The organism is Nitrospina sp. P1_D6, assembly GCF_052156615.1.
Lineage (GTDB): Bacteria > Nitrospinota > Nitrospinia > Nitrospinales > Nitrospinaceae > Nitrospina.
Window position 1 is genome coordinate 37,655 of sequence record NZ_JBQKUN010000004.1, and the last position, 20,537, is coordinate 58,191.

Sequence of the window (20,537 nt, forward strand, 5' to 3'; positions counted from 1 at the left end):
ATGGCGCCGGTGGGCGGACCTGCTGGTCGATTATGGAAACCAGTTATATGTTCCCTGGCGCATCGCGGAAGGAGACGTGCTCTATCGGGACCTTTTTTATGTGTTCGGCCCACTCTCTTCCTACCTGCACGCAGGTTTGTTTTCTCTTCTGGGTCCAGGGGCCCATTTTCTCAGCCTGTTCAACATATTCCTCACAGCGGTGTTGACCGTCCTCATCTACAGCCTGGTGCTTCGTCTTTCCAATCCGTGGACGGCAACTTTGGCATCCCTTGTATTTCTTTTGGTGCACGCGTTGGGTCAGCACAAATATCTGGGAAACTACAATTTCATCCAGCCCTATTCCTATGACCTGACACACGGAATTTTCCTTAGCTTCTGTACTTTGTTCCAGGTACTCAAATACCTCGAACGGCCGACTTCAAACCGGGTCCTCGTCATTGGCCTGTTGCTGGGATTGGTGCTGCTGACCAAAATCGAAGTCATGCTGGCGGCGGGTCTGGCTGTACCAACGGGCCTGGTTCTGGCAGTGTGCGCTCACCGCATGTCGAAAAAAGCCGTAGCGCGTCATGTATTGATATTCCTGATTGCCTCTTTGACACCCTTGAGTGTGTTTTTCATATTTTTTTCCCTGCACATGTCCTCTGCCGAAGCATGGCACAGCTTAATCCTGCCGTGGAAACTGGCCCTCGCTCCGGAGGTCCATGATTTTTTCTATTTCAAGAAAATGAAAGGCATCGCTTTTCTGGGTCACAACCTGTACCAGATTTTTTTATACACCGGCATGCTGGCAGTCATTCTGGCCGGTCTTCTGACCTGTAACCGGCTTCTCAATAAGCAAAACAAAAACACCTGGAAACCGGCGCTGATCCTTTCAGCAATGCTTGCCGGGGCTGTTCTTGCCGGGTTCCAGCAAATTCCCTGGCGGTATTTTTTAAAGCCTCTGCCTTTATTGATGCTTATTGTCGGCGTATTTTTAATCTTCCAGCTTCACAAAAATTTTCAACCCAACCGTCGTTTTTTTCGAGATGCGGGATTGTTTGTCCTGACAGTGTTTGCCCTTGCCCTCCTCCTCAAGGTGTTTTTTCGAGTTGTCATCATGCATTATGGATTCGCCCTGTCTGTCCCGGCAGCCCTGGTGACCGTGATCGCGCTGACCCACATTTTACCGGAAGCTTTGCAAAAGTATTGGGGTCCGCAATATACCTACCGTTTTACTGCATCCGTGTTGGTCATTCTTTACGTGGGAGCGATGTGTTTCGACTCTTATCTGTTCTTCAACAAAAAGCAACTGGCCGTCGGAAAGGGTCCGGATCTCGTGTACGATTACCATCCGATGAGCCGGATTGAGGGAGGCAAACCCTACGTGAAAGGCATGCTCACGAAATTTGCATTGGAATATATCGAAAAGGAAATTCCTCCAGATGCCACCATGACGGTGATGCCGGATGCCGTCATTTTTAATTACCTTTCACGCCATCGTGATCCTGCCAGGGGTTTCCTGTTGAACCCAGTCACCTGGGTTTTGTTTGAAAAAGATGATTATTTATTGCGTCTGCTAAGGAACGAACCTCCTGATTATATTGTAATGGTTGACCGAAGTTATTTCGAATTTGACCTCCCTCTCTTCGGCAGGGATTACGGCGTGTTCATCAATCGCTGGATTCAGGAGAATTACAGTTTGATCAAACAGATCGGTGCAGAACCCTTCACTGTATCTGGATTCGGGATTCAAATTTACAGGCAAAGGGGAAATTCATGAATTCGGCTTTCCCTCATCCCCCTCCCAATACCCAAAACCCGCCGGAACGTTTTCAAACAGTCATGGCGTGGGTCGGACCGTTGCTTGTTTTTATCGGTGGGGGGCTCATGCTCTGGCTGAGTTGGCAAAGGTGGGCCGATGTGCTGATCGATTTTGGCAACCAGCTATACATTCCCTGGCGCATCGCTGAAGGAGAAGTTTTATACCGCGATCTTTTTTACGTTTTCGGGGTGCTGTCTCCCTATATTCATGCCCTGATTTTCAAACTCGCGGGTCCTGGAGCCCTTTATCTTTCTCTTTTCAATATCGGGCTGACAATCATACTCACCATTGTGCTTTATCGCATGGTGAATTCTATTAGCAGTCCGTGGACTGCGACCCTGGGCGCCCTCCTGTTTCTCGTAATTCATGCTCTTGGTCATCACCGTTACCTGGCCAACTTCAATTTCATTCAGCCCTACTCGTACGATCTGACCCATGGAATTCTGCTGGCTTTCCTCACGTTGGCTGTTTTTCTGGAATACATCAGGTTCCCTACCACCAAAAGGCTTTTGGCGATTGGATTTCTTTCCGGACTGACTTTGCTGACCAAAATTGAAGTGATGTTTGCGCTCGGACTGGCGGGTGCGGCAGGTTTGGGAATCGTGTTCCGTTTTCACAGGATGGATGGACGACGCATTGCCATGAACCTGTTTGCCCTTTCAGCAGCCTTTTTTCTTCCCGCCACTCTGGTCCTCTGTTATTTCGCTACCCTGATGCCTCTTTCCGATGCCTTTTCCAATTTGCTCCTTCCCATTGAATATTCGTTGAATCCGCAGGTCAAGAACCTTCCTTACTACAAGTTACTCATGGGAACCAATGCGCTTGGCCGCAATCTGATTTTCATGTTTATGTATTTAATGGTCTTTGTTCTTGTAGTGAGCGGACTCGTTTACATCAATCAGAAACTGGACAAATCAGGCAGGAATGATTGGCGGTTTGGTTTGCCAACCGCGATTTTAATTCCCCTGCTTGCCTGGTATTTTTTCTGGTCCATTCCGTGGAAATGGATTTTGAATCCCCTGCCCTTCATCATGATCGGTATTTTTATTGCTATCGTCTGGCATATCAAATCACGATCACTTTCTGAAAAGGAGCAACAAAAATATATTTTTCTTCTGGTACTTACTTTATTTTCCCTGTTTTTGCTGTCCAAGATTTTTTTCAACACGGTGATTTATCATTATGGTTTCGCTCTCACGTTCCCCGCATCCCTCATGGTGATCATACTCGTGACCGATCTCCTTCCAGATTGGATACGAAGGGGAAACGTATCCATATGTTTTTATACTATGGCCACAGCGTCTCTTTTTGCGGTTTACCTTTACGTCATGGTTTACGACTCTTACCTGTATTATTCCAAAAAAGTGATCCCTGTCGGCGAGGGAGTCGACCGCTTTTATGAATACGCCCCAAACAGCCGACCTCATTTCGGGCGTCCCTACATGGAACCGATCGTAACCCGGTACCTGCTTGAATACATGGAAGAGAATTTAGAACCCGATGCCACGGTCGCGGTGTTTCCCGATGCGGTCATGATCAATTACCTCACCCGGCACAAGGATCCCATCAAAGGATTTTTAGTCAATCCACTGACCTGGATACTGATCGGAGGCGACACGCCCCTGCTGGAGCAATTGAAAGCCAACCCCCCGGATTATATCGTTTTGGTTGAGCGGCAATATCCAGAATGGGGAATGGAACATTTCGGAGAGGATTTTGCCCAAACCGTTTATCAGTGGATTGTTGATAACTACTCTCGTGAGAAGAAAATTGGCGCAGTTCCATTTACCAAGAGTGGGTTCGGTGCCTTGGTATATAAAATGAAAGAGTCTCCAAACGGATCTTCTTCCTGAAAATCAAATGACCCAAAGACTTCAATTTTGGTATACAGGAGGCCTGCCGATCGGTTCTGTTTTGATCGCATGGATGTTGATTAGCTGGCAACGCTGGCCGGACCTCCTGGTGGACTTCGGTCAGCAGGCATATGTCCCCTGGGCGTTGTCGCAGGGCCACGTCCTTTATCGCGATATCGCTTATTTTCATGGCCCCCTGTCTTCTTATATCCACACGCTTGTTTTTCTGATATTCGGGCCTGGAATCCTGCAACTGGCCCTGTTCAATTTGGCTTTGGTATCGCTTGTCTCTTTTCTTATTTTTCGGCTTTGCCACTATTTCAGCAATCGTCTAAACGCAACCCTCATTTGCCTGTCATTTATTACCGTTTTTGTCTTCGCACATCATATGGGATTCGGCAGTTTCAATTTCATCGCACCCTATACATACGATCTCACGCATGGCATCCTGCTCGGGATTTTTACCCTGTTTCTATTTTACCGCTATCTGAAATCGCCGCGTCTCCAAACCCTTTGCGGCCTCGGAGTGTTGCTTGGGCTGGTTTTTCTCACCAAGGTCGAGGTGTTTCTCGCCGTCTCTCTCAGTCTGGGTGGAGGTCTTTTTATTTTCTGGTCGCAACGCCGCTTGCATTCAAAAATCATTTTGCTTAACGCTGCGGTTTTTGCGGGGTGTTCCCTTTTACCCATTCTGGCCTTTGCGCTTTATTTTTCTTTTTTCATGCCGGTGACCCGCGCCTTCTCCCATATATTGGGTCAGTACCTGAATGCCTCGGATCCCGTCATCCGCACAATGCCCTATTATCAATTCACCCTGGGCTGGATGCACCTTGAAGACAACCTGAAGCGCATGGGTTTGCACGCATTGGTTTTTATTTGCCTCGGTGGGCTGGTTAGTTATCTCAATCATATTTTTTCCCGCAATGGAACCAATCATAAGTGGACCGGGCTCCTTTTTGGATTGTTAACCCTGGCGGCTCTCTGGGCTCTCACGGACACCATTCCCTGGCTGGAAATCTCCCGCGCCTTTCCAATCATTTTATTCATTACAGGTTTTTACCTGGCCATTCGAATCGGGCGGGAACAGCGGCTAATTCAGATCACCCGGCGTAGAATCATTTTTCTTACTCTTATTGTTTTTTCCCTGACTCTCACATTCAAGGCATTTTACAATCTGCGTCTCACCGACTTGGGGTTTGCCCTGGCGATGCCCGCCACTCTGGTCATTCTTTTCTTTGCTTTGCATTCTCTGCCCCGCATGGCGGAACGGATCTCCGGTGACTCCGCTATAATTCGATCCGTTTCCATTACCGCTGTTCTGTATTTCATTGCTGTCATCGGCATGAACAGTTTATTTGCCTACCAGAACAAAACTTATCCCGTTGGGGAAGGAGTGGACCGGATTTTCGATTTTCAGCCCCTTGTGCAATACCCGGACGGACGGATATTTTCTCGTGGTCTCATTGTTAACGAAACACTGGAACTGCTGAAAAAAGAATTGGGGGAAGAAACTGACCTGCTCACTCTTCCCGACGCCATGATTTTCAATTACCTTTTACGCAAGCCCTTTCCAACCAGAGACACATTGTTCAGTCCTCTCACCATGCGCACTCAGGATGGAAACAAAGTATTGGCCCGGTTGCAGTCCGCCCAGCCTTCCCATATTCTCCTGGTGCATGCGGATTACCAATGGTTCGGTCAACGGCATTTCGGTACCGACTATGCCCGCTCTGTGATGGAATGGATTCAACGCGATTACCTTCTGATTCGCCAGATCGGGGCAACGCCCTTTGAAGGGAGGGAATTTGGCGTCCGTATCCTGAAACGTTTACCTCCAAAAAAGTCCTGAACCTATGGCCTTCAACCAATCCAGCCCTTCCACCAGACTCATCCAGGTTCAATGGAACGTCCTGGGGCCGCTGCTCATCACACTTTCGTACGTTTTCATGACGTGGGTCAGCTGGCGTCGCTGGCCCGATGTGATCATGGACTTTGGCCAGCAGTTGTATGTCCCCTGGATGCTTTCCGAAGGGCAGGTTCTCTATCGTGACGTTGTGTATTTTCACGGCCCCCTGGCATCGTATATCAACGCCGCCTTATTTGCTTTCCTTGGGCCGGGCATGATTCACCTCGCCCTCGCCAACCTGGTTTTGGTTTACGGGTTTTCCTTGTTTCTTTTTTACTGGATGAGGCAGATCAGCGACTCCATCTGCGCCACCCTCGCCGGTGTCACTTTTGTTCTGGCCTTCGCTTTTGCCTATTATTGGGGAATGGGGCTGCTGAACTTTATCTGCCCTTATGTTTATGACCTGACTTATGGATTCATGCTGGGGTGCGTCTCCCTTTACCAGTGCGGGCGCTATTTGGAATCCCGCGAACCAGCCCGTCTTTTGGGAGTCGGGCTTTTGCTGGGACTGGTGTTTTTGACCAAAGCGGAAATGTTTGCCGCCGCTTTTTCCGCCGTGGGGATAACCCTTCTCATGGATTTACGCGGGAGGGTTGAACCGGTGCGGAAAACCCTCCTGAGGATCGTTCTGGTTGTCGGCCCCATCTTTGTGTTTCCTCTTTTTTTCTTTTTCTATTTCGCTTTTAAAATGCCGATGGAGGAAGCCGCACATCACCTTTTCAGCCAATGGATTCATGGGCTCAACTTGAATATCCATTCTCTGTTTTATTACAGATTTGTTTCGGGCACGATGTTTCTGGAAGCCAACCTGCTTAAAATTTCCTTCCATCTTCTGGTATACGCACTCCTGCTCGCATTCCTGATCGGTTTCAATTTGTGGCTGGAGAAACGCGGCAAGAACTCACCCCGTGCGGGGCTGTACTTTGGGCTGGCGGTTGCCACGGGACTGATCCTTTTATATCCGCAGATTCCCTGGCGGCATCTTCCACGGTCCTTTCCGGTCATTCTGGTGATTCTTTGTCTTGGATTGAGCATTTTCCTTATCAAAAACCTTCCTTCCCTCCAGAAAAGAGGACAGCCTCTTTCCTTTTTCATGCTGGGCGTATTTGCCCTGGTCCTCACCCTGAAAGTGTTTTTCAACTTGAATACATCCCATCTGGGATTTGTACTGGCCCTTCCTGCCACGCTGGTCATGGTCACCGGGCTTCTACACTTCCTTCCGAAATTAATAGAATCCGGGAACAAAACCGCCTGGGTTTTTCGTTGCGGAACTTACGGGCTGGTTGCGGTGACGGTACTCATCTGGACCAGCATCTCGTACAACCAATACCAGATCAAAACTTATCCCGTGGGTAACGGGGCGGACATGATCTACGATTTCCCGCCCAACGCGGTTCGTTTTGACGGAACCCCGCTCGACCGGGCGGAGATCCTGAGCCATGCATTGAATTTTTTGGAAAAAGAAGTGAAGCACCACGAGACCATTTTATCCGTACCCGATTCCATGATGATCAACTACCTGCTCCGTCGCCGGTTCCCCACACGCGACACAATCTTCAATCCCCTGGTATGGATCATTCGTGGCGATCCTGCAATGATCCAACTATTGGAGCAACGCCCCCCCGACTATGTGGTATACGTCAACATCGACTTCACCATTTTCGGAAGCCCCGTTTTTGGAAAAGACTATGCCAGCGGACTAAAGAAATGGATTGAAGCCCGGTACACTCCCATCCGGCAGTTTGGGGGCACACCGTTTCAAAGTAATCGATTTGGAGTTCAAGTTCTCAGACTTAAAGATTCGGAAGGAAACTCTAATATTCGGAAGACGCACCCACTTCAGTGATATGGGAGTTGTTTTCCTGGGGGTTTTTGTGGAACGCCTGATATAAGAGATCGTGGCTCGCCCGGGAAAGCTCCTGCCTTGTTTTTGCAGGCGGGATCGGGGGAAACACACGGACTTTTGCCCGCAATCCCTTGGACTTCAACACCCGGATCATGTGCTCACCCAGAGTTCCCGTCCAACTGGCCACGTAGGGCTCTCCTCCCCCCTCGTAACGGATCAACACCGGAACCACTGGCCTTTTTTCCTGCACCGCCGCCTCAAATGCGGATGGTTTGAACGGATACACATCATCCCCCTTGGTCACACTCCCCTCTGGAAACCAGGCAACATTGAAGCCATCGCGCATGCGCTCCCGGATGCTGTCGATCATGCCCGTCACCTGGTGGCGGCGGCTTCGATCAACAAAAATGGTTTTTCCCAACTGTGCCATCTGTCCCACCACCGGCCAGCCGTTCACCTCCGCTTTGGAAACAAAAAACAATTTGAAGTTGGCCGCCATCAAAAAAATATCCACTGCCCCCACATGATTGGCAACGATCATCGATCCCGGAGGAATATTGAGATCCCCCTCCACGGTATAACTCAGCCCGATAGCAGCACAGGCCCGGCGGCCCCAGAAACGGGCAAACCATCCCACCCACTTGCAATGAGATTTCTGATTATTACGAAACAAGAGCCACAATACGATGGATGTCAAGAAAGAGAGTACGACCACTGAAGTTATCAGGACAAGGCGATATCCCATACGCAGGAAAGGCATAAAATTCCTTTAAAACAGGTTTTTGGAGCGACGTATGCATTTAAACATTTCCATGAACACCAGACGGATAAAACAATCCTTGTACGAAAGCAGCATTCTGGGAAAACGAATCGGGCGGTGCGGTCGCCTCCCCAATCCGTCAAGCAGACATTCACCTATACGATTCCACACCTCCGCCGAACGGACCAACCCAAAATGTACGTGGTCCAATCCCAGGTAGTCGTCCAAAGGGGGAATCAAATGAAAGTGAGGGCTTTTATATTCTTTTAAAAAAGCGTTGACCCGCCTCACCCCGTCAATGGCTTCTTGGCGGGAGATGCGGGATTTGGGGTATAAAAAAGTTCGGATGGGATAGTACACGATTGCAGGCACATTTCCCTCAAAATAAACCGGCAGAGTGGTTGCGTAAATTTCCGCATTCAGATTCTCCAACCGCTCAAACAGGTTTTTCATGGTCGAAATCAAGGAGTCCCCATCCATTCCGTATAACAAATCATTCCCAATATCTGTAATCAGGGCAACCACTCGTTTTCCATCCCGGACCTGTTTTCCCAATCGTTCGAACAACGGGCTTTCGGCAATAGGCGGGTACGAAATGTTGAACATCCCTCCCCAGCAACCATAGCCGCGACCCGGCCCACAGGCCGCATAAATTTTCACCGCTTCCGGCTTCAGGTTCCTGGACAGATAATATGCAAGCGCGCTGTAACCCCGGGCCAGGTTGCTGGCTCCGAGCAGTACGCAAACATAAAATTCGTTTTCACCAATGAGAGAAATGGAGGGAGAGGGAATTTCGGGGTCGCCATTCATAATCAAGGGAGCTGAACGCGCATGTTCTTTGGATCCATGCGAAATTCCTTAGGAAGGTCCACCCGGGTGGCCCGCTTGTCCAGCGACTGATACAGTTCTTCATAAAATTGAGACAGCTTATTGAAATTGTTCCTGGCGCGGAAATCGTTCTTGTTTCTTTCTGCCATCATTCGATAGCCCAGCATTTTGCTGATATACGCCTCATACCTGCGTTGCCACCATATTGCCGGCTTCCCCCCCCAGGTGGCCTCCCCCTTTTTTCCCAGCGGGTCGAGAATCAACGCATCGTCCGTACTGTCCACCCGGACCTGGAAATCACCAAGAAAGCTCATGCCCAGAAGGCCGTCAAACCCTTCCCCCAAAAACGGATTCACATTGGCTTCCACATTTTCCACTTTGGCACTTCCAACCTTAAGAGACCGGAGAAGGAGTAAAGGAGAATCCACCATGCCGCCCCCTGTCTGGACCTGCAGCTTGGGCAAGGCCCCAAGGTTTCGATGCACCTTGCGTCCCAATTCTTCTGAAAGAGTGACGCTGGACGCGCCCGTATCCACAACAAATCTACCCGGTATCCGGCCGTTGATCATCACCTCAACAATATAATTGCCGTTTCCGATGGGAGTCAGTGGAACTACGTGGTTTTTCGAGACCGGCTCCGGAACTTTCAGTTTCACAGGGTTGGAAGATTCTGGAGGGGCTTCGTAAGTTTGGATTTTCTGTTCTTCCCGGTATTTCAGGGGAATTTTTGAAGGGTTGTCGGTGAAGTGCAGTTTGCCTTTATCGTCGCGCCATTTGTAAATCTTGGCAACCGCATCAGGTGGAGAAAAACTCATGGCCAGCCATCCGGCCAAAGCCAGGACAGTTGCCAGCACGACGCCTGTTCTGGGCTTAATCGAAAGGAATTGGTTTGACATACACTTCCCGGGGTTTGATGCCGTCGGAGGGTCCCACCACACCTTCGCGCTCCATTATCTCAATCATTCGCGCCGCACGGTTGTAGCCCACCCGAAGGCGCCGCTGGAGCATGGAAATCGACGCCTGCTTTTCCTTGGCTACGATCGCCACTGCATCGTCATACAGCTCGTCAAATTCCTCTTCCTCTTCGGCGCGCTGTTTCTCCGCTTCCACCACTTCCTCGAACACGTCTTCGCGCAACTCCGCTTCCTTCGGCTGGTCCTTGATGAATTTCAGGATGCGATTGATCTCTTCATCGCTCACCATGCAACCGTGTATGCGCTTGAGCCGCGATGTCCCCGGAGGCAGAAACAGCATGTCTCCCTTACCCAGCAGTTTCTCCGCGCCGACACTGTCCAGAATGGTGCGTGAGTCGACACGCGACGTCACCTGAAACGAAATACGCGCCGGAAAGTTGGCCTTGATGATGCCTGTCAGCACGTCCACCGATGGCCGTTGCGTCGCCACGATCAAATGAATGCCCGCGGCGCGCGCCATCTGGGCCAGGCGCGTCAGCGAATCCTCCACCCCTTTCGACGCCACCATCATGAGGTCCGCCAGCTCATCAATGATGATCACGACATAAGGCAGCTTCTGGAGCACCTCCGGTTCGGCTTCCTTTTCGGTTTCCGCATTCTCATCCATATTCTCTTCGAGAAACGCTTCTTCCACCGGGGCCGTTTTCTTTTTCGCTTTTTTATTTTTTCGCTCCTCTTCCTCGCGCTGGCGCTCCAGTTTCGCAACAAGTTCGTTGTAGCCGGTGATGTTGCGCACGCCTTTTTCCGCCATCATCTTGTAGCGTCGCTCCATCTCTGCCACCGCCCACTGCAGGGCCGCCGCGGCCTTTTTCGGATTGGTCACCACCGGCGCTATGAGATGCGGGATACCGTCATACATGGAAAGCTCCAGCATCTTCGGATCAATCATGATCATCTTCACTTCCTCCGGATTGGCATTGAGAAGGAGGCTGATGATCATGGAGTTGATGCCGACAGACTTGCCGGACCCGGTCGAACCCGCAATCAACAGGTGCGGTACCTGTGCCAGGTCCTGCACCATGGGCACACCAATATTGTCCTTGCCCACCGCCAGGGTGAGCTTCGACGGCGAATTCTGGAACGCGTCCGACTGAATGATCTCTTTTATGGGCACCGTGTCGCGTTTCGGGTTCGGCAGTTCAATCCCCACCACCGACTTTCCGGGTACCGGGGCAAGAATGCGGACACTGGGTGCGCGCATGGCGAGTGCAAGGTCGTCGGTCAAGGACAGGATGCGGCTCACCTTCACCCCCGGCGCGGGTTCGTATTCGTAAAGCGTGATCACCGGGCCCGGCAGAACCTGCACCACCTTTCCCGCGATGCCGAAGTCCGAAAGCTTGCGCTCGAGGATGGTCGAATTCAGCATGATCTCTTCGCGCAGTTTTTCCACGTTCTTGATGTGGACGGGCTCGTCCAGAAGATCCACCGGCGGCACACGGTAATCGCCTGTCTCATGAACGAAGGGAAAATCCTCCTGCATCGCGAACGCGGATTTTTCTTCCGGCTCCTCATTCTTTTTCTTTTTGGAGCGGGTCGGCGATGGCTCCGGCTGTTTGGAGATCGGGGTCATGATTTCGTTTGGCACAAAAGCATCGCTGGACACAATGACCGGCTCACTCAGTTTCGGCCGGTTGTCGCGCATGGTTTTGCGGATCATTTTCAGGAACCGCCATAATCCTTTCGCACCTTCCTGCACCAGCGCAATCAAGGTCCCGCCCAGCGCCAGCAGTTGCGTGCATCCTTTCAGCGCCATGCGGACCGCAAAGCGGAACAGGTTGCCGGTGCCACGAATCATCGTGTCCATCGGCACGCCCACCATTCCCATGATCGCGATGAACATCATCGTTACCAGCACCAGACGCGCGCCCCACGCATTCAGCCACAAGACCAGGTAGGAAGAAATGTATCCTCCCGCCACGCCGCCCGATACGGTAGCATGACCGAAATAAGGATCAGGATCGAAACTCATGGTGAGCAGGCCGCACAACACCACCCAGAACAGGAAGCCGAAGCTCAACATGGCGGGCCAGCGGGAAAACTCCCTGCCGCGGATGAGCCCCCAGCTCACGATGAACGTGATCAACGGAAACACGAAGGCCCCGGTGCCGAAGGTTTGCACCAAAAGGTCGGCCAGGTACGCACCGACGATCCCACCGTTGTTCTCCACCTCCACCGCCTGGATCACCTGGCTGTGAAGAGACGGGTCCTTCGGCGTGTAAGTGAGCAGCGAATACAGCGCGAAGACGGTGAATCCGATCAGCATCACGCCGAACACATCGCGCAAGGGGTGCAGGCGCGTGGACGCGGCCGCTTCCTGCGACAGAATTTTCGATTCGGGTTTGTTGTTTTGGGTTCCACTCATGACGGGTTGGCTCGTTTCCGGGTTCGTGTTTGGCTCAACAGACGCTGGGTCGTGTCCTGCAACAACGTCTCCACCGGCAACCGGGTCTCGTCCGGTTCGGGGTAATCCAGGTTGTAATGCAGGCCCCTGCTTTCCTTGCGCTTCAACGCGCCTTCAATGATCAGGCGCGCGGTGATGGCGATGTTGCGCAACTCCAGCGTGTCCCTGGTGATATTGAAACTCCAGTAATATTCCTGAATCTCCTCCAGCAACATGGAGATGCGGCGGTGCGCCCGGTGCAGGCGCTTGTCCGTGCGCACGATGCCGACGTAGTTCCACATGAGGCGGCGGATTTCATCCCAGTTGTGCGACACCACGACCGACTCGTCGCTCTCAACGGCGTCGCCCGGGTCCCACTCCGGAATCTCTTCCTGCAACGCGTTCCTCTCCTGCGACTCCGCGAGCAACTCCCGCGCCTTGAAAACCGCACGGTGCGACAGCACCAGCCCTTCCAGCAACGAATTGCTCGCCAGCCGGTTGGCACCGTGCAGGCCGGAATACCCGACCTCGCCCGAGACGAACAGGCGGCGGATGTTGGTCTGGCCGTTGAGGTCGGCGATCACCCCGCCGCACATGTAATGCGCCGCCGGCACCACCGGCAGGGGTTCGTGTGTCATGTCGAACCCGAAATCCATGCAGGTCTTGTAAATGTTCGGAAAGCGCTCGCGCGTCAGGTAACCCTCGAGGTGCGTTACGTCGAGGTACACACAGTCGTCGCCGCTCTTTTTCATTTCGTAGTCGATGGCGCGCGCCACCACATCGCGTGGCGCAAGGCATCCAAGCGGGTGATACTTTTCCATGAAAGTCTCACCGTTCTTGAGGCGCAGGATGCCGCCTTCCCCGCGCACCGCCTCGGAAATCAAAAACGATTTCGCCTGCGGGTGAAACAGGCACGTGGGGTGGAACTGGAAGAACTCCATGTTGGCGACCTTCGCCCCCGCTCGGTAGGCCACCGCCACGCCGTCGCCGGTCGCCGTATCCGGGTTGGAAGTGTAGAGATACACCTTCCCCGCCCCGCCGGTGGCAAGCAGAACACCCTTGCCGAGAAACGTATTCACCTCGCCCGTGTGCTCGTTGAGAGCGTACAGACCCAGCGCTTCGTCCTCCGCGCTGCCGGGGTTGACGGACGCGTCCAGGTTGGCGCGGGTGATCAGGTCCACCGCCATGTGGTAGGTATAGACGTCGATGTTCTTCCGGCCCTTGATGGCTTCGATCAGCGTACGCTCGATTTCCCAGCCGGTCATGTCATCGGCGTGCAGGATACGGTGCTTGGAGTGGCCGCCTTCACGCGTGAGATGATAGGCATCTTCCGGCGTGCGGGTGAAACGCGCACCCAGATTCACCAGTTCGCGCACCAAAGTGGGGCCTTCCTGCACGATGCAGCGCACCACGTCCTTGCGGCACAGGCCGCGCCCCGCTTCCAGCGTGTCGGCGACGTGCAGGTCAACCGAGTCATCCGCCGCCATGACGGACGCAATGCCGCCCTGCGCGTACTTGGTCGCCGATTCGTCCAGCGCGTCCTTGGTGATGAGCGCCACCGAACCGAACTCGGAAATTTTGAGGGCGAAAGTGAGCCCGGCAAGGCCACTGCCCACGACGATGAAATCGCGCGTGATTCTCATGGAGAAATTGTACCGCCAAAACCCCGAAAAATCAATAAGATGTTGATTTTACAGTGGCTTTTGGACTTGTTGCTGGGTTGAAACCGACCGGTTCCGGCGGCGCAGCCAGAGTGCCCCCAGAACGAGGATTGCTGTGGAAACGGCGCTGACGACGAGTCCCTCCCGCCACCCGGCGGGCGTGAACGTGAATTCGACCCGGTGCGGCCCCGGGCCCAGCGGCACGGCGCGGTAAAACCGGTTCGCTCGAATCACGATTCCCGGTTCGCCGTCGACCGTCACCCGCCAGCCGGGCATCCACGAATCGAGCAGGACCAGGTAACCGTTGCCCGTCTGCTGGGTGCGCACGGTGACGCGGTTGGGGGCATACTTCAGGGACTTCACCCAGCCGGTGGAGGCGGGAACATTTTTCAGCGGAGGCGCCTGGGTCAACAGCACCTCACGCAACGGATCGAATCCCGGGTCGTAATAAAGACCCAGCAAACGTTCATCCGACACCTGCCGGGCACGCGGCACCCAGAAGGCACGCGGCAGGGAGTCATCGAACACGTGCAGACGGTCCGGCAGAATCAGCGGAATGCCATCGACGTAGGCCGTGAGCCGATCGACGTCGATCCAGTACTTCACGTTGCTGCGCTTGAGAATGCGGAACCGTGTTTCCGGTTTGGCGTGCAGGAGCGCCCGGTACCACAGGAAGTGGTCCTTCAGTCCCATCGCCAGTCCCGGCATGCCGTCGGCGTACTGCATGCCATACACGGTGCCGAGAAACGGGTACATGTATTCCTTCATGGCAATGAGCGCCGCAAGGCGGGTGGGTCCGTTGGGCAGGCGGAATCGGTCCGGGTTTTCCATCACCCGCCCCGAATACAGGCGGTACGGTTCCGGATCGGACTGGATGGTGGAAGCCATCACCGGTTGGTTCAAATAATATTCTTTGTCGATCAGCGGGAAGAGGCCGAAATTTCGCACTACCAGATCGAGGAACAGCGAACCAAGAAAAACCGCCCTGAACAACCCGATGCCGACCTTGCGAAAATAGAACAGCGTGTGCGTGATGCCAAAGGCGAACAGGATGAGCAGGGAGGGCGCTGCATCCCGCACCTCCGGCGCCAGCGCCGTATTGACCACTGCCGCGGCAGAGATCAGCACCGCGCCGGGAACGAATTTTTCGCCCAGGCTGCGTTTCGTGGTGGCGGCCACCAACCGGTCCCAGACCAGCCCCACCAGAAACACCGAAGCCATGGCGGAAACATAAAAATACTTTTCCGGGTAACGGAACCGGTCCAGGCCCGGCACCCCTTGATACACCCACGCATACAACGGGTTGTATTTGCCGAAAGCGAGAAACAGTCCCACCGCAAACATCACCAGCCAGAACAAGACGCGCCTGTCCCGCCAGAACCCAATGCCCACCAGAATGAACACGGGTGCGAAGACACCCAGGTACACGCTTTCCAGAAACCCGCTCTGCTCCACGGGAATCACGTTCCGGGTCATGTTCGCCTGCGCCGCGTGCGGCAGGAAAAACGTCTCGAACGTGGCCGGACTCAGGGACCATTCCGTATGAAAGGTGTAATCGATGCCGTCGGTGCGGTGGCTGTGCTGCATCAACTGGTACGTCGGCAGAAGCTGGACGGCAATGATGCCAAGCCCCAAAACCACCGCCAGCAACAGCATGCCCATGTGCCTTAAAGCCGGCAGGCGCCACCCGGAACCGGGATGTCCCCGTTCTGCGGGCACAAATAACGTCCACAATCCCAAAAGACCGCAGGTGAAAATGTTGATTTCCGGGCAGGCGGCAAGCGTCTGGCAGGCAACCAGAAACGCAGTGAGCACAAACCAGCGCGCCCGGCACGTGGCACGGAATTTTTCAAATGCCCAGAACAGAATGGGCAACCACACCGCCCCGAGAAACAGGTTGCTCAGATAGGTCGAAGAAAAAATGAATCCGCTGAGTGCCGCAGTCCACGCCGATGCCACGGCACCCGTCCGCGAGACTCCCCACCGGCGCAGCAGCAGGTACGTCCCCACGGCCAGTATGACGAAATGGAAAATGTAGTACAGATTGAGGGCGATGGAAAAATCTTCAATAAAGAAAAAAAGGCTGGGTGGATAGAACACCCCCGGATGCAATTCCGCAAAGTAGGGTGTGCCCATGTGTACGTTGGGATTCCAGAACGGAAGCGTTCCCTGCTGGTACGCCTGATGCAAGTGATGCTTGACGGGATAGGTCACCAGGGTGAAGTCGCGGTCGAACGGCATCTTCCCCTGAAACAACATGGGCCAGAAAAAAAGCAGTAGCCCGCCCCCGAGCAACAACAACCCGAGGCCGCTTTGTATCCGGGACAGGAGTGATGAGTTTGGAGTCGTCATCGAACCCTTTGGGCTCAGGAAGTTTTAAGGGAATCCCATCGGTTGACCGGAAGGCGTGCAAATGCTCGCACCAGCAAAACCGCAAGGGAAATCACAATCATGAGAAAGGTAACGGCCTGTCCTTCAACCAACCCTTCAGGTACGTACTTGAATTGCAGAAGATGCATGCCCGATTCCAATGGCACCGCTCGAAAGAAATGGTAGGCGCGGAGAAGGGGTGCGGGTTTGCCATCCACGTGCACCGTCCAGCCGGGAAAGTACGAATCGAGCAGGACCAGGAACCCGTTGCCCTCCTGCCGTGTGCGTACGGTGACGTGGTTGGGTGAATACTCGATCGACTGCACCGTGCCGTCGAATCGTTCCGACGGCTGAAAATCCACGGGCTGGTCGAGCAGAACTTCCTTGCGTGGATCGAAGTCTTTCGCGAAAAACGTGTTGATGAGTTTGATTTCCGGCCCCTGCCGCATGGCAGGCACGAGAAAGGCGCGCGGCAGGGCATTTTGAAATTCACGGACGGAATCCGAACCAAAACGGCGTGACCGGCTTTCCGGTCCAAACAGGTCCCCCCCGGCGACCCAGTAGCGCACGTTGTTCCGCTCCAGCATGCGTTGCTTCTTTTCCATGGAAGACTTTCGGAACATCTGCGTCCACAACCACACGTTCTCCAGTTCGATGGCCATCAATCCATCAGCGTATTGCAGGCCGAACACGGTACCGAGATTGGGACTGGCGGTTTCTTTTTCGAGGATATGGCTCAATACAAGGTTGGGTGCCTGCGGGAACAGGTTCTTGGAACGGAACCGTTCGCGGTCCAGAGCCCCGGTGTACACCCGGTAAAGAGGCGGCGGTTCCGGCAGACCCGCCATCACTTCGGGCAGTTGAGTGACGAGCTTTTTGTCGATAAAAGGCACCAGCCGGCTGTGTGCCGTCCATAAGTCGATGAACACCACGAGCACCAGCAAGGCCCGGCCCCAGCGAGGTTCCATGCGCCCCGTAAACACCATCACCGCAAGCGCCACCACCGCCGCAAACACGCCTGCGGAAAGAACGGTGCGGTCGTCGTCCGCATACACCGCCACAGAGGCAAGCACCGTGCCGAAGATCACACAGGCAAGGATGAAAGGAGACAAACGATGGCGCGCCCTGGCCTGGAACAGGTGATCGATGAAATACCCGGTCAGGAACGTCATCGCGAACGCGGAGAAAAAGAAAAATTTCTCCGGGTACCGGAACATCTGCAGAAGCGGATTGAAAGGCAACAGTTGTGTGTAAACCGGATTGTTTCCGCCGAGAGCAAAGAAAAGTCCCGTGAAAAACACGGCTGTCCAGAAAATCACTTCCCGTCGGCGGACCAGGACCGCCGCCGACACCAGGGCCAGAGCCGGAATGACACCCATGTACACCGAGGGAAAGTACGGCACCGCCTCCAGCGACGATGCCGTCATGAACGTGTCGAAATCCCGCGCGGCGAAAAGGTGACGCAGGGTTTCCGGTTCCAGCGACCACTTCGTGTTGAACGCCGGGTCCAGGTCCCATGCGCGAACGGATCGCTGAATGACGCGGTACGTTGGAACCAGTTGAAACGCCGTGAGCGCAATCGCCGTCAATGACAACCCCGCCACCGTGAGCGTGGGACGTTTCCAGTGCGTGCCACGCCCGGGAGTGATGAAGACGCAGGCGAAATACACCATCAGTGTGGACATCACGCAACTTTCCGGACTGCCGCCCAGGATCTGCATAACCACAAAAATCACCGCCGCCGTCAGCCATCCCCAGTGCGGCCGCATAAGGTATTTCTGCACCGCCAGCAGAACCAGCGGTGTCCATACGGTGGACACCAGCTGATTGCCCAGGGAAACGATGGAAAGGAAGTAGCCACCCAGTCCCGCCACAAACGCCGAGGCCGTGGCGGCCGCCGCCGACATCCCCCAGAAGCGCATCAACGCGTACACGGAAAACACCAGAACAGCGTGGTGCACCACGACGAACAGGTTGAACCCGTAAGGAAAGTCACCCGTGAACAACAGAATATTCAGCGGGTACGCGGCGTTGGGATGCAACAGCGGAAAGAATGGCACGCCGTTGAAGATGGTGGGATTCCAGTAGGGCATGGCGCCCTGCAGATAGGTGTGCCATTGAAACCATTTCTCAGGCAACCCAAATTTCATCACATCGCGAAAAAAAAACGTATGGCCCAGGGACAACACCGGCAGGAAATACCAGACCATCACGCCCGCAAGCAGCAGGAGGGGGAGAGCGTGTCTCCGGAACCCTTCGTTATTTTTATCGTCCATGCAATGAGTCCTCTTCAATCACTTTGCAGAAGCCGCTTGCCGCATTGGCTCAACAATACAGGTTTTCGAGGAGCGATGCGTTGTTCAATACGTTGGTCCAGCCGCGAGAACGCATGCCACATGGGTTCCGTTCGCCCTTCTGCACGCAAGCGAAAGACGGAATGCAAAAGAGCGCGTTCCTCCCCGATCAAACGTTCGGTCAAAGCCCGCATGCGTTGCCTTGCCGCCTGCAGCCGGTTTTGTTCGATGTCGAGTGCGACAAGGCGCAAACCCGGGATGGGGTAATGCGGGCAGGCCCGCGCCAGCCGGTCGAGTACGTCCCGCGCAGATTCAAGCCGGTTGACGGTGACGTAGGCTTTCGCCACGTCCATCCACAACCCGGGATCCGGTTCTGCCGACAGGTTCACCTGTGCGTATTCCAGAACCGCCTTGTCCCACTGCCCTTCGAACCCATAAGCCCGCGCCATGAGGACGTGCTGGCGGTCTGCCCCCATATCCGTCTTTTTCGTGACGTCTGACCAAAGGGTGACGCTGTTTTGCCACACCGGGACGCGTTCCACGGTCAACGCGCCGTACAGCACCACCACCATTATAATGCCTGCCAGGCGCAACCGCACCACAGGGATGCGAAGCAGAATGGACGCCGCAATCAAACAGAAGCCGATGGACGGCAGATACAGGTAGCGGTCGGCCAGATAAATGGTGCGCGGCATGATGTTGGTGTAGGGCAGGAGTCCGGCAAAAAACACCACCGCCCCCCACACTTCCGGGCCATACCGCCGGGCCCGGTCGGCGTCCACAACGCACCGTTTGATTTCCACCAGCATCCAACCGACCAGAAACAGCAACCCGGGAATGAACAACACCAGAGTCAATGGATCGAAACGGTCTTTCACTTCGATCAGGTACAGGGCGCACAGGTTCACCGGGAAAAGAATGATTTTAATAAAATAAGCATACAAATCGAAAAACAGGCTGACGTGTTGAAGGGGTGTGAAGTGGATGGTTTCCTTGACGGCGATGCCGACGGTCATCGAATACGTCGCGGCAACGAAAACCAGAACCGCACCCCATGCGACGGTTTGAAACCCGACGATGCGTTTCCGGGGAAACGGACGGCGCCCCAAAAGCAGATCCGCAAACAGGATCATCCCGGGGACCACCGCCACCGTTGGCTTGGTCATCATGCCCAGCATCAAAAAGACAATCGATCCCGCAGCGCAAACCGCATACTTTCGGGCGCCCTTCCCTGCCCCGATCCAGTAAACCAGCATGGATAGCAGCGCCAGGAAAAGGGACAGCGTGTCCTTGCGGCTGGTGGCCCACGCCACCGACTCCACGTGCACCGGATGGACCGCGAACAAAAGTCCTGTCACCCACGCCAGGTCGTGGCGTTTTGTCATGGCCCTCACCAGGTGAAATACCAGAAGCGAATTGACCGTGTGCAGGAGCACATTACCGAAGTGAAACCCGGCTGGATTCATGCCCCACAGCTGGTAATCGAGGACGTACGAAAGAACATAAACGGGATCGTAATATCCCGCTGTCGCCTGACTGAAGGCCTGCGGAATGAAGTTCCAGTCCCAGGGCGTGTTGATGAAGGGATTTTTCAGGATGCGCTCGTCGATGTCGTCGTAATTGACGAAGCCGTTGCGAAGTGAATGGATGTAAACCAGGAAACTGAGCAACGCCACGGTGAAAGGAGCGCGGTCTTTGGAATGTTTGGAGGCGTCGTTCGGAGTGGTGGGCACCAGTCGATTCTCGTTTAGAAGGAGCCGGCGGCCGAACCGCCAACGGCAAACGAAGTCATACTTCCCATGCTATTGGACTCCCTTACCGGTCGCATGTCAATCCTGCCTGTGTACCGGTATTCAGACGCAGGCCT

General features: G+C 54.2%; 12 protein-coding genes. 4 read left to right on the forward strand and 8 right to left on the reverse strand.

What is annotated here, in order from left to right; all coding sequences use genetic code 11:
• Positions 1-202 precede the first annotated feature (202 nt).
• The 4 genes from ACTRXA_RS08245 to ACTRXA_RS08260 are packed head-to-tail and all read left to right on the forward strand — an operon-like array spanning position 203 to position 7,403.
• Positions 203-1,759 (forward strand): hypothetical protein, encoded by a 1,557-nt coding sequence (locus ACTRXA_RS08245; protein ID WP_442426733.1) that lies wholly within the window; start codon positions 203-205, stop codon positions 1,757-1,759.
• Positions 1,756-3,654 carry a hypothetical protein gene (locus ACTRXA_RS08250; RefSeq protein WP_442426734.1) on the forward strand — a complete coding sequence of 633 codons (1,899 nt, stop codon included), beginning with the start codon at positions 1,756-1,758 and terminating at the stop codon, positions 3,652-3,654. The genes ACTRXA_RS08245 and ACTRXA_RS08250 overlap by 4 nt, the downstream gene beginning before the upstream one ends.
• Before the next feature lie 7 nt (positions 3,655-3,661).
• Positions 3,662-5,500: a glycosyltransferase family 39 protein gene (locus ACTRXA_RS08255; RefSeq protein WP_442426735.1), complete on the forward strand. Its 1,839-nt coding sequence runs from the start codon at positions 3,662-3,664 to the stop codon at positions 5,498-5,500.
• 4 nt (positions 5,501-5,504) lie between these two features.
• Positions 5,505-7,403, forward strand: a complete 1,899-nt coding sequence (locus ACTRXA_RS08260; RefSeq protein WP_442426736.1) for a hypothetical protein — start codon at positions 5,505-5,507, stop codon at positions 7,401-7,403.
• On the opposite strand, the gene ACTRXA_RS08265 is transcribed toward ACTRXA_RS08260, so the two are convergent.
• The 8 genes from ACTRXA_RS08265 to ACTRXA_RS08300 all read right to left on the reverse strand — a co-directional run bounded on the left by ACTRXA_RS08265 (position 7,372) and on the right by ACTRXA_RS08300 (position 20,403).
• Positions 7,372-8,040: a lysophospholipid acyltransferase family protein gene (locus ACTRXA_RS08265; RefSeq protein WP_442426737.1), complete on the reverse strand. Its 669-nt coding sequence runs from the start codon at positions 8,038-8,040 to the stop codon at positions 7,372-7,374. The two genes, ACTRXA_RS08260 and ACTRXA_RS08265, sit on opposite strands and share 32 nt — an antisense overlap.
• A gap of 132 nt (positions 8,041-8,172) precedes the next feature.
• A complete protein-coding gene (locus tag ACTRXA_RS08270; RefSeq protein WP_442426738.1) occupies positions 8,173-8,973 on the reverse strand; it encodes a hypothetical protein in 801 nt (266 codons plus the stop codon).
• A gap of 2 nt (positions 8,974-8,975) precedes the next feature.
• A complete protein-coding gene (locus ACTRXA_RS08275) occupies positions 8,976-9,929 on the reverse strand; it encodes an aspartyl protease family protein (protein ID WP_442426739.1) in 954 nt (317 codons plus the stop codon).
• Positions 9,862-12,327 carry a DNA translocase FtsK gene (locus ACTRXA_RS08280; protein ID WP_442426740.1) on the reverse strand — a complete coding sequence of 822 codons (2,466 nt, stop codon included), beginning with the start codon at positions 12,325-12,327 and terminating at the stop codon, positions 9,862-9,864. Before ACTRXA_RS08280 ends, ACTRXA_RS08275 begins: the two co-directional genes overlap by 68 nt.
• Positions 12,324-13,988 (reverse strand): L-aspartate oxidase, encoded by a 1,665-nt coding sequence (gene nadB, locus ACTRXA_RS08285; protein WP_442426741.1) that lies wholly within the window; start codon positions 13,986-13,988, stop codon positions 12,324-12,326. Before nadB ends, ACTRXA_RS08280 begins: the two co-directional genes overlap by 4 nt.
• A 48-nt stretch (positions 13,989-14,036) precedes the next feature.
• Positions 14,037-16,247, reverse strand: coding sequence for a YfhO family protein (locus tag ACTRXA_RS08290; RefSeq protein ID WP_442426742.1), 2,211 nt, complete (start codon positions 16,245-16,247; stop codon positions 14,037-14,039).
• 125 nt (positions 16,248-16,372) lie between these two features.
• Complete coding sequence (locus ACTRXA_RS08295; RefSeq protein WP_442426743.1) at positions 16,373-18,652, reverse strand: YfhO family protein; 2,280 nt, start codon at positions 18,650-18,652, stop codon at positions 16,373-16,375.
• A 14-nt stretch (positions 18,653-18,666) separates the two neighbouring features.
• Positions 18,667-20,403, reverse strand: coding sequence for a hypothetical protein (locus ACTRXA_RS08300; protein ID WP_442426744.1), 1,737 nt, complete (start codon positions 20,401-20,403; stop codon positions 18,667-18,669).
• Positions 20,404-20,537 lie beyond the last annotated feature (134 nt).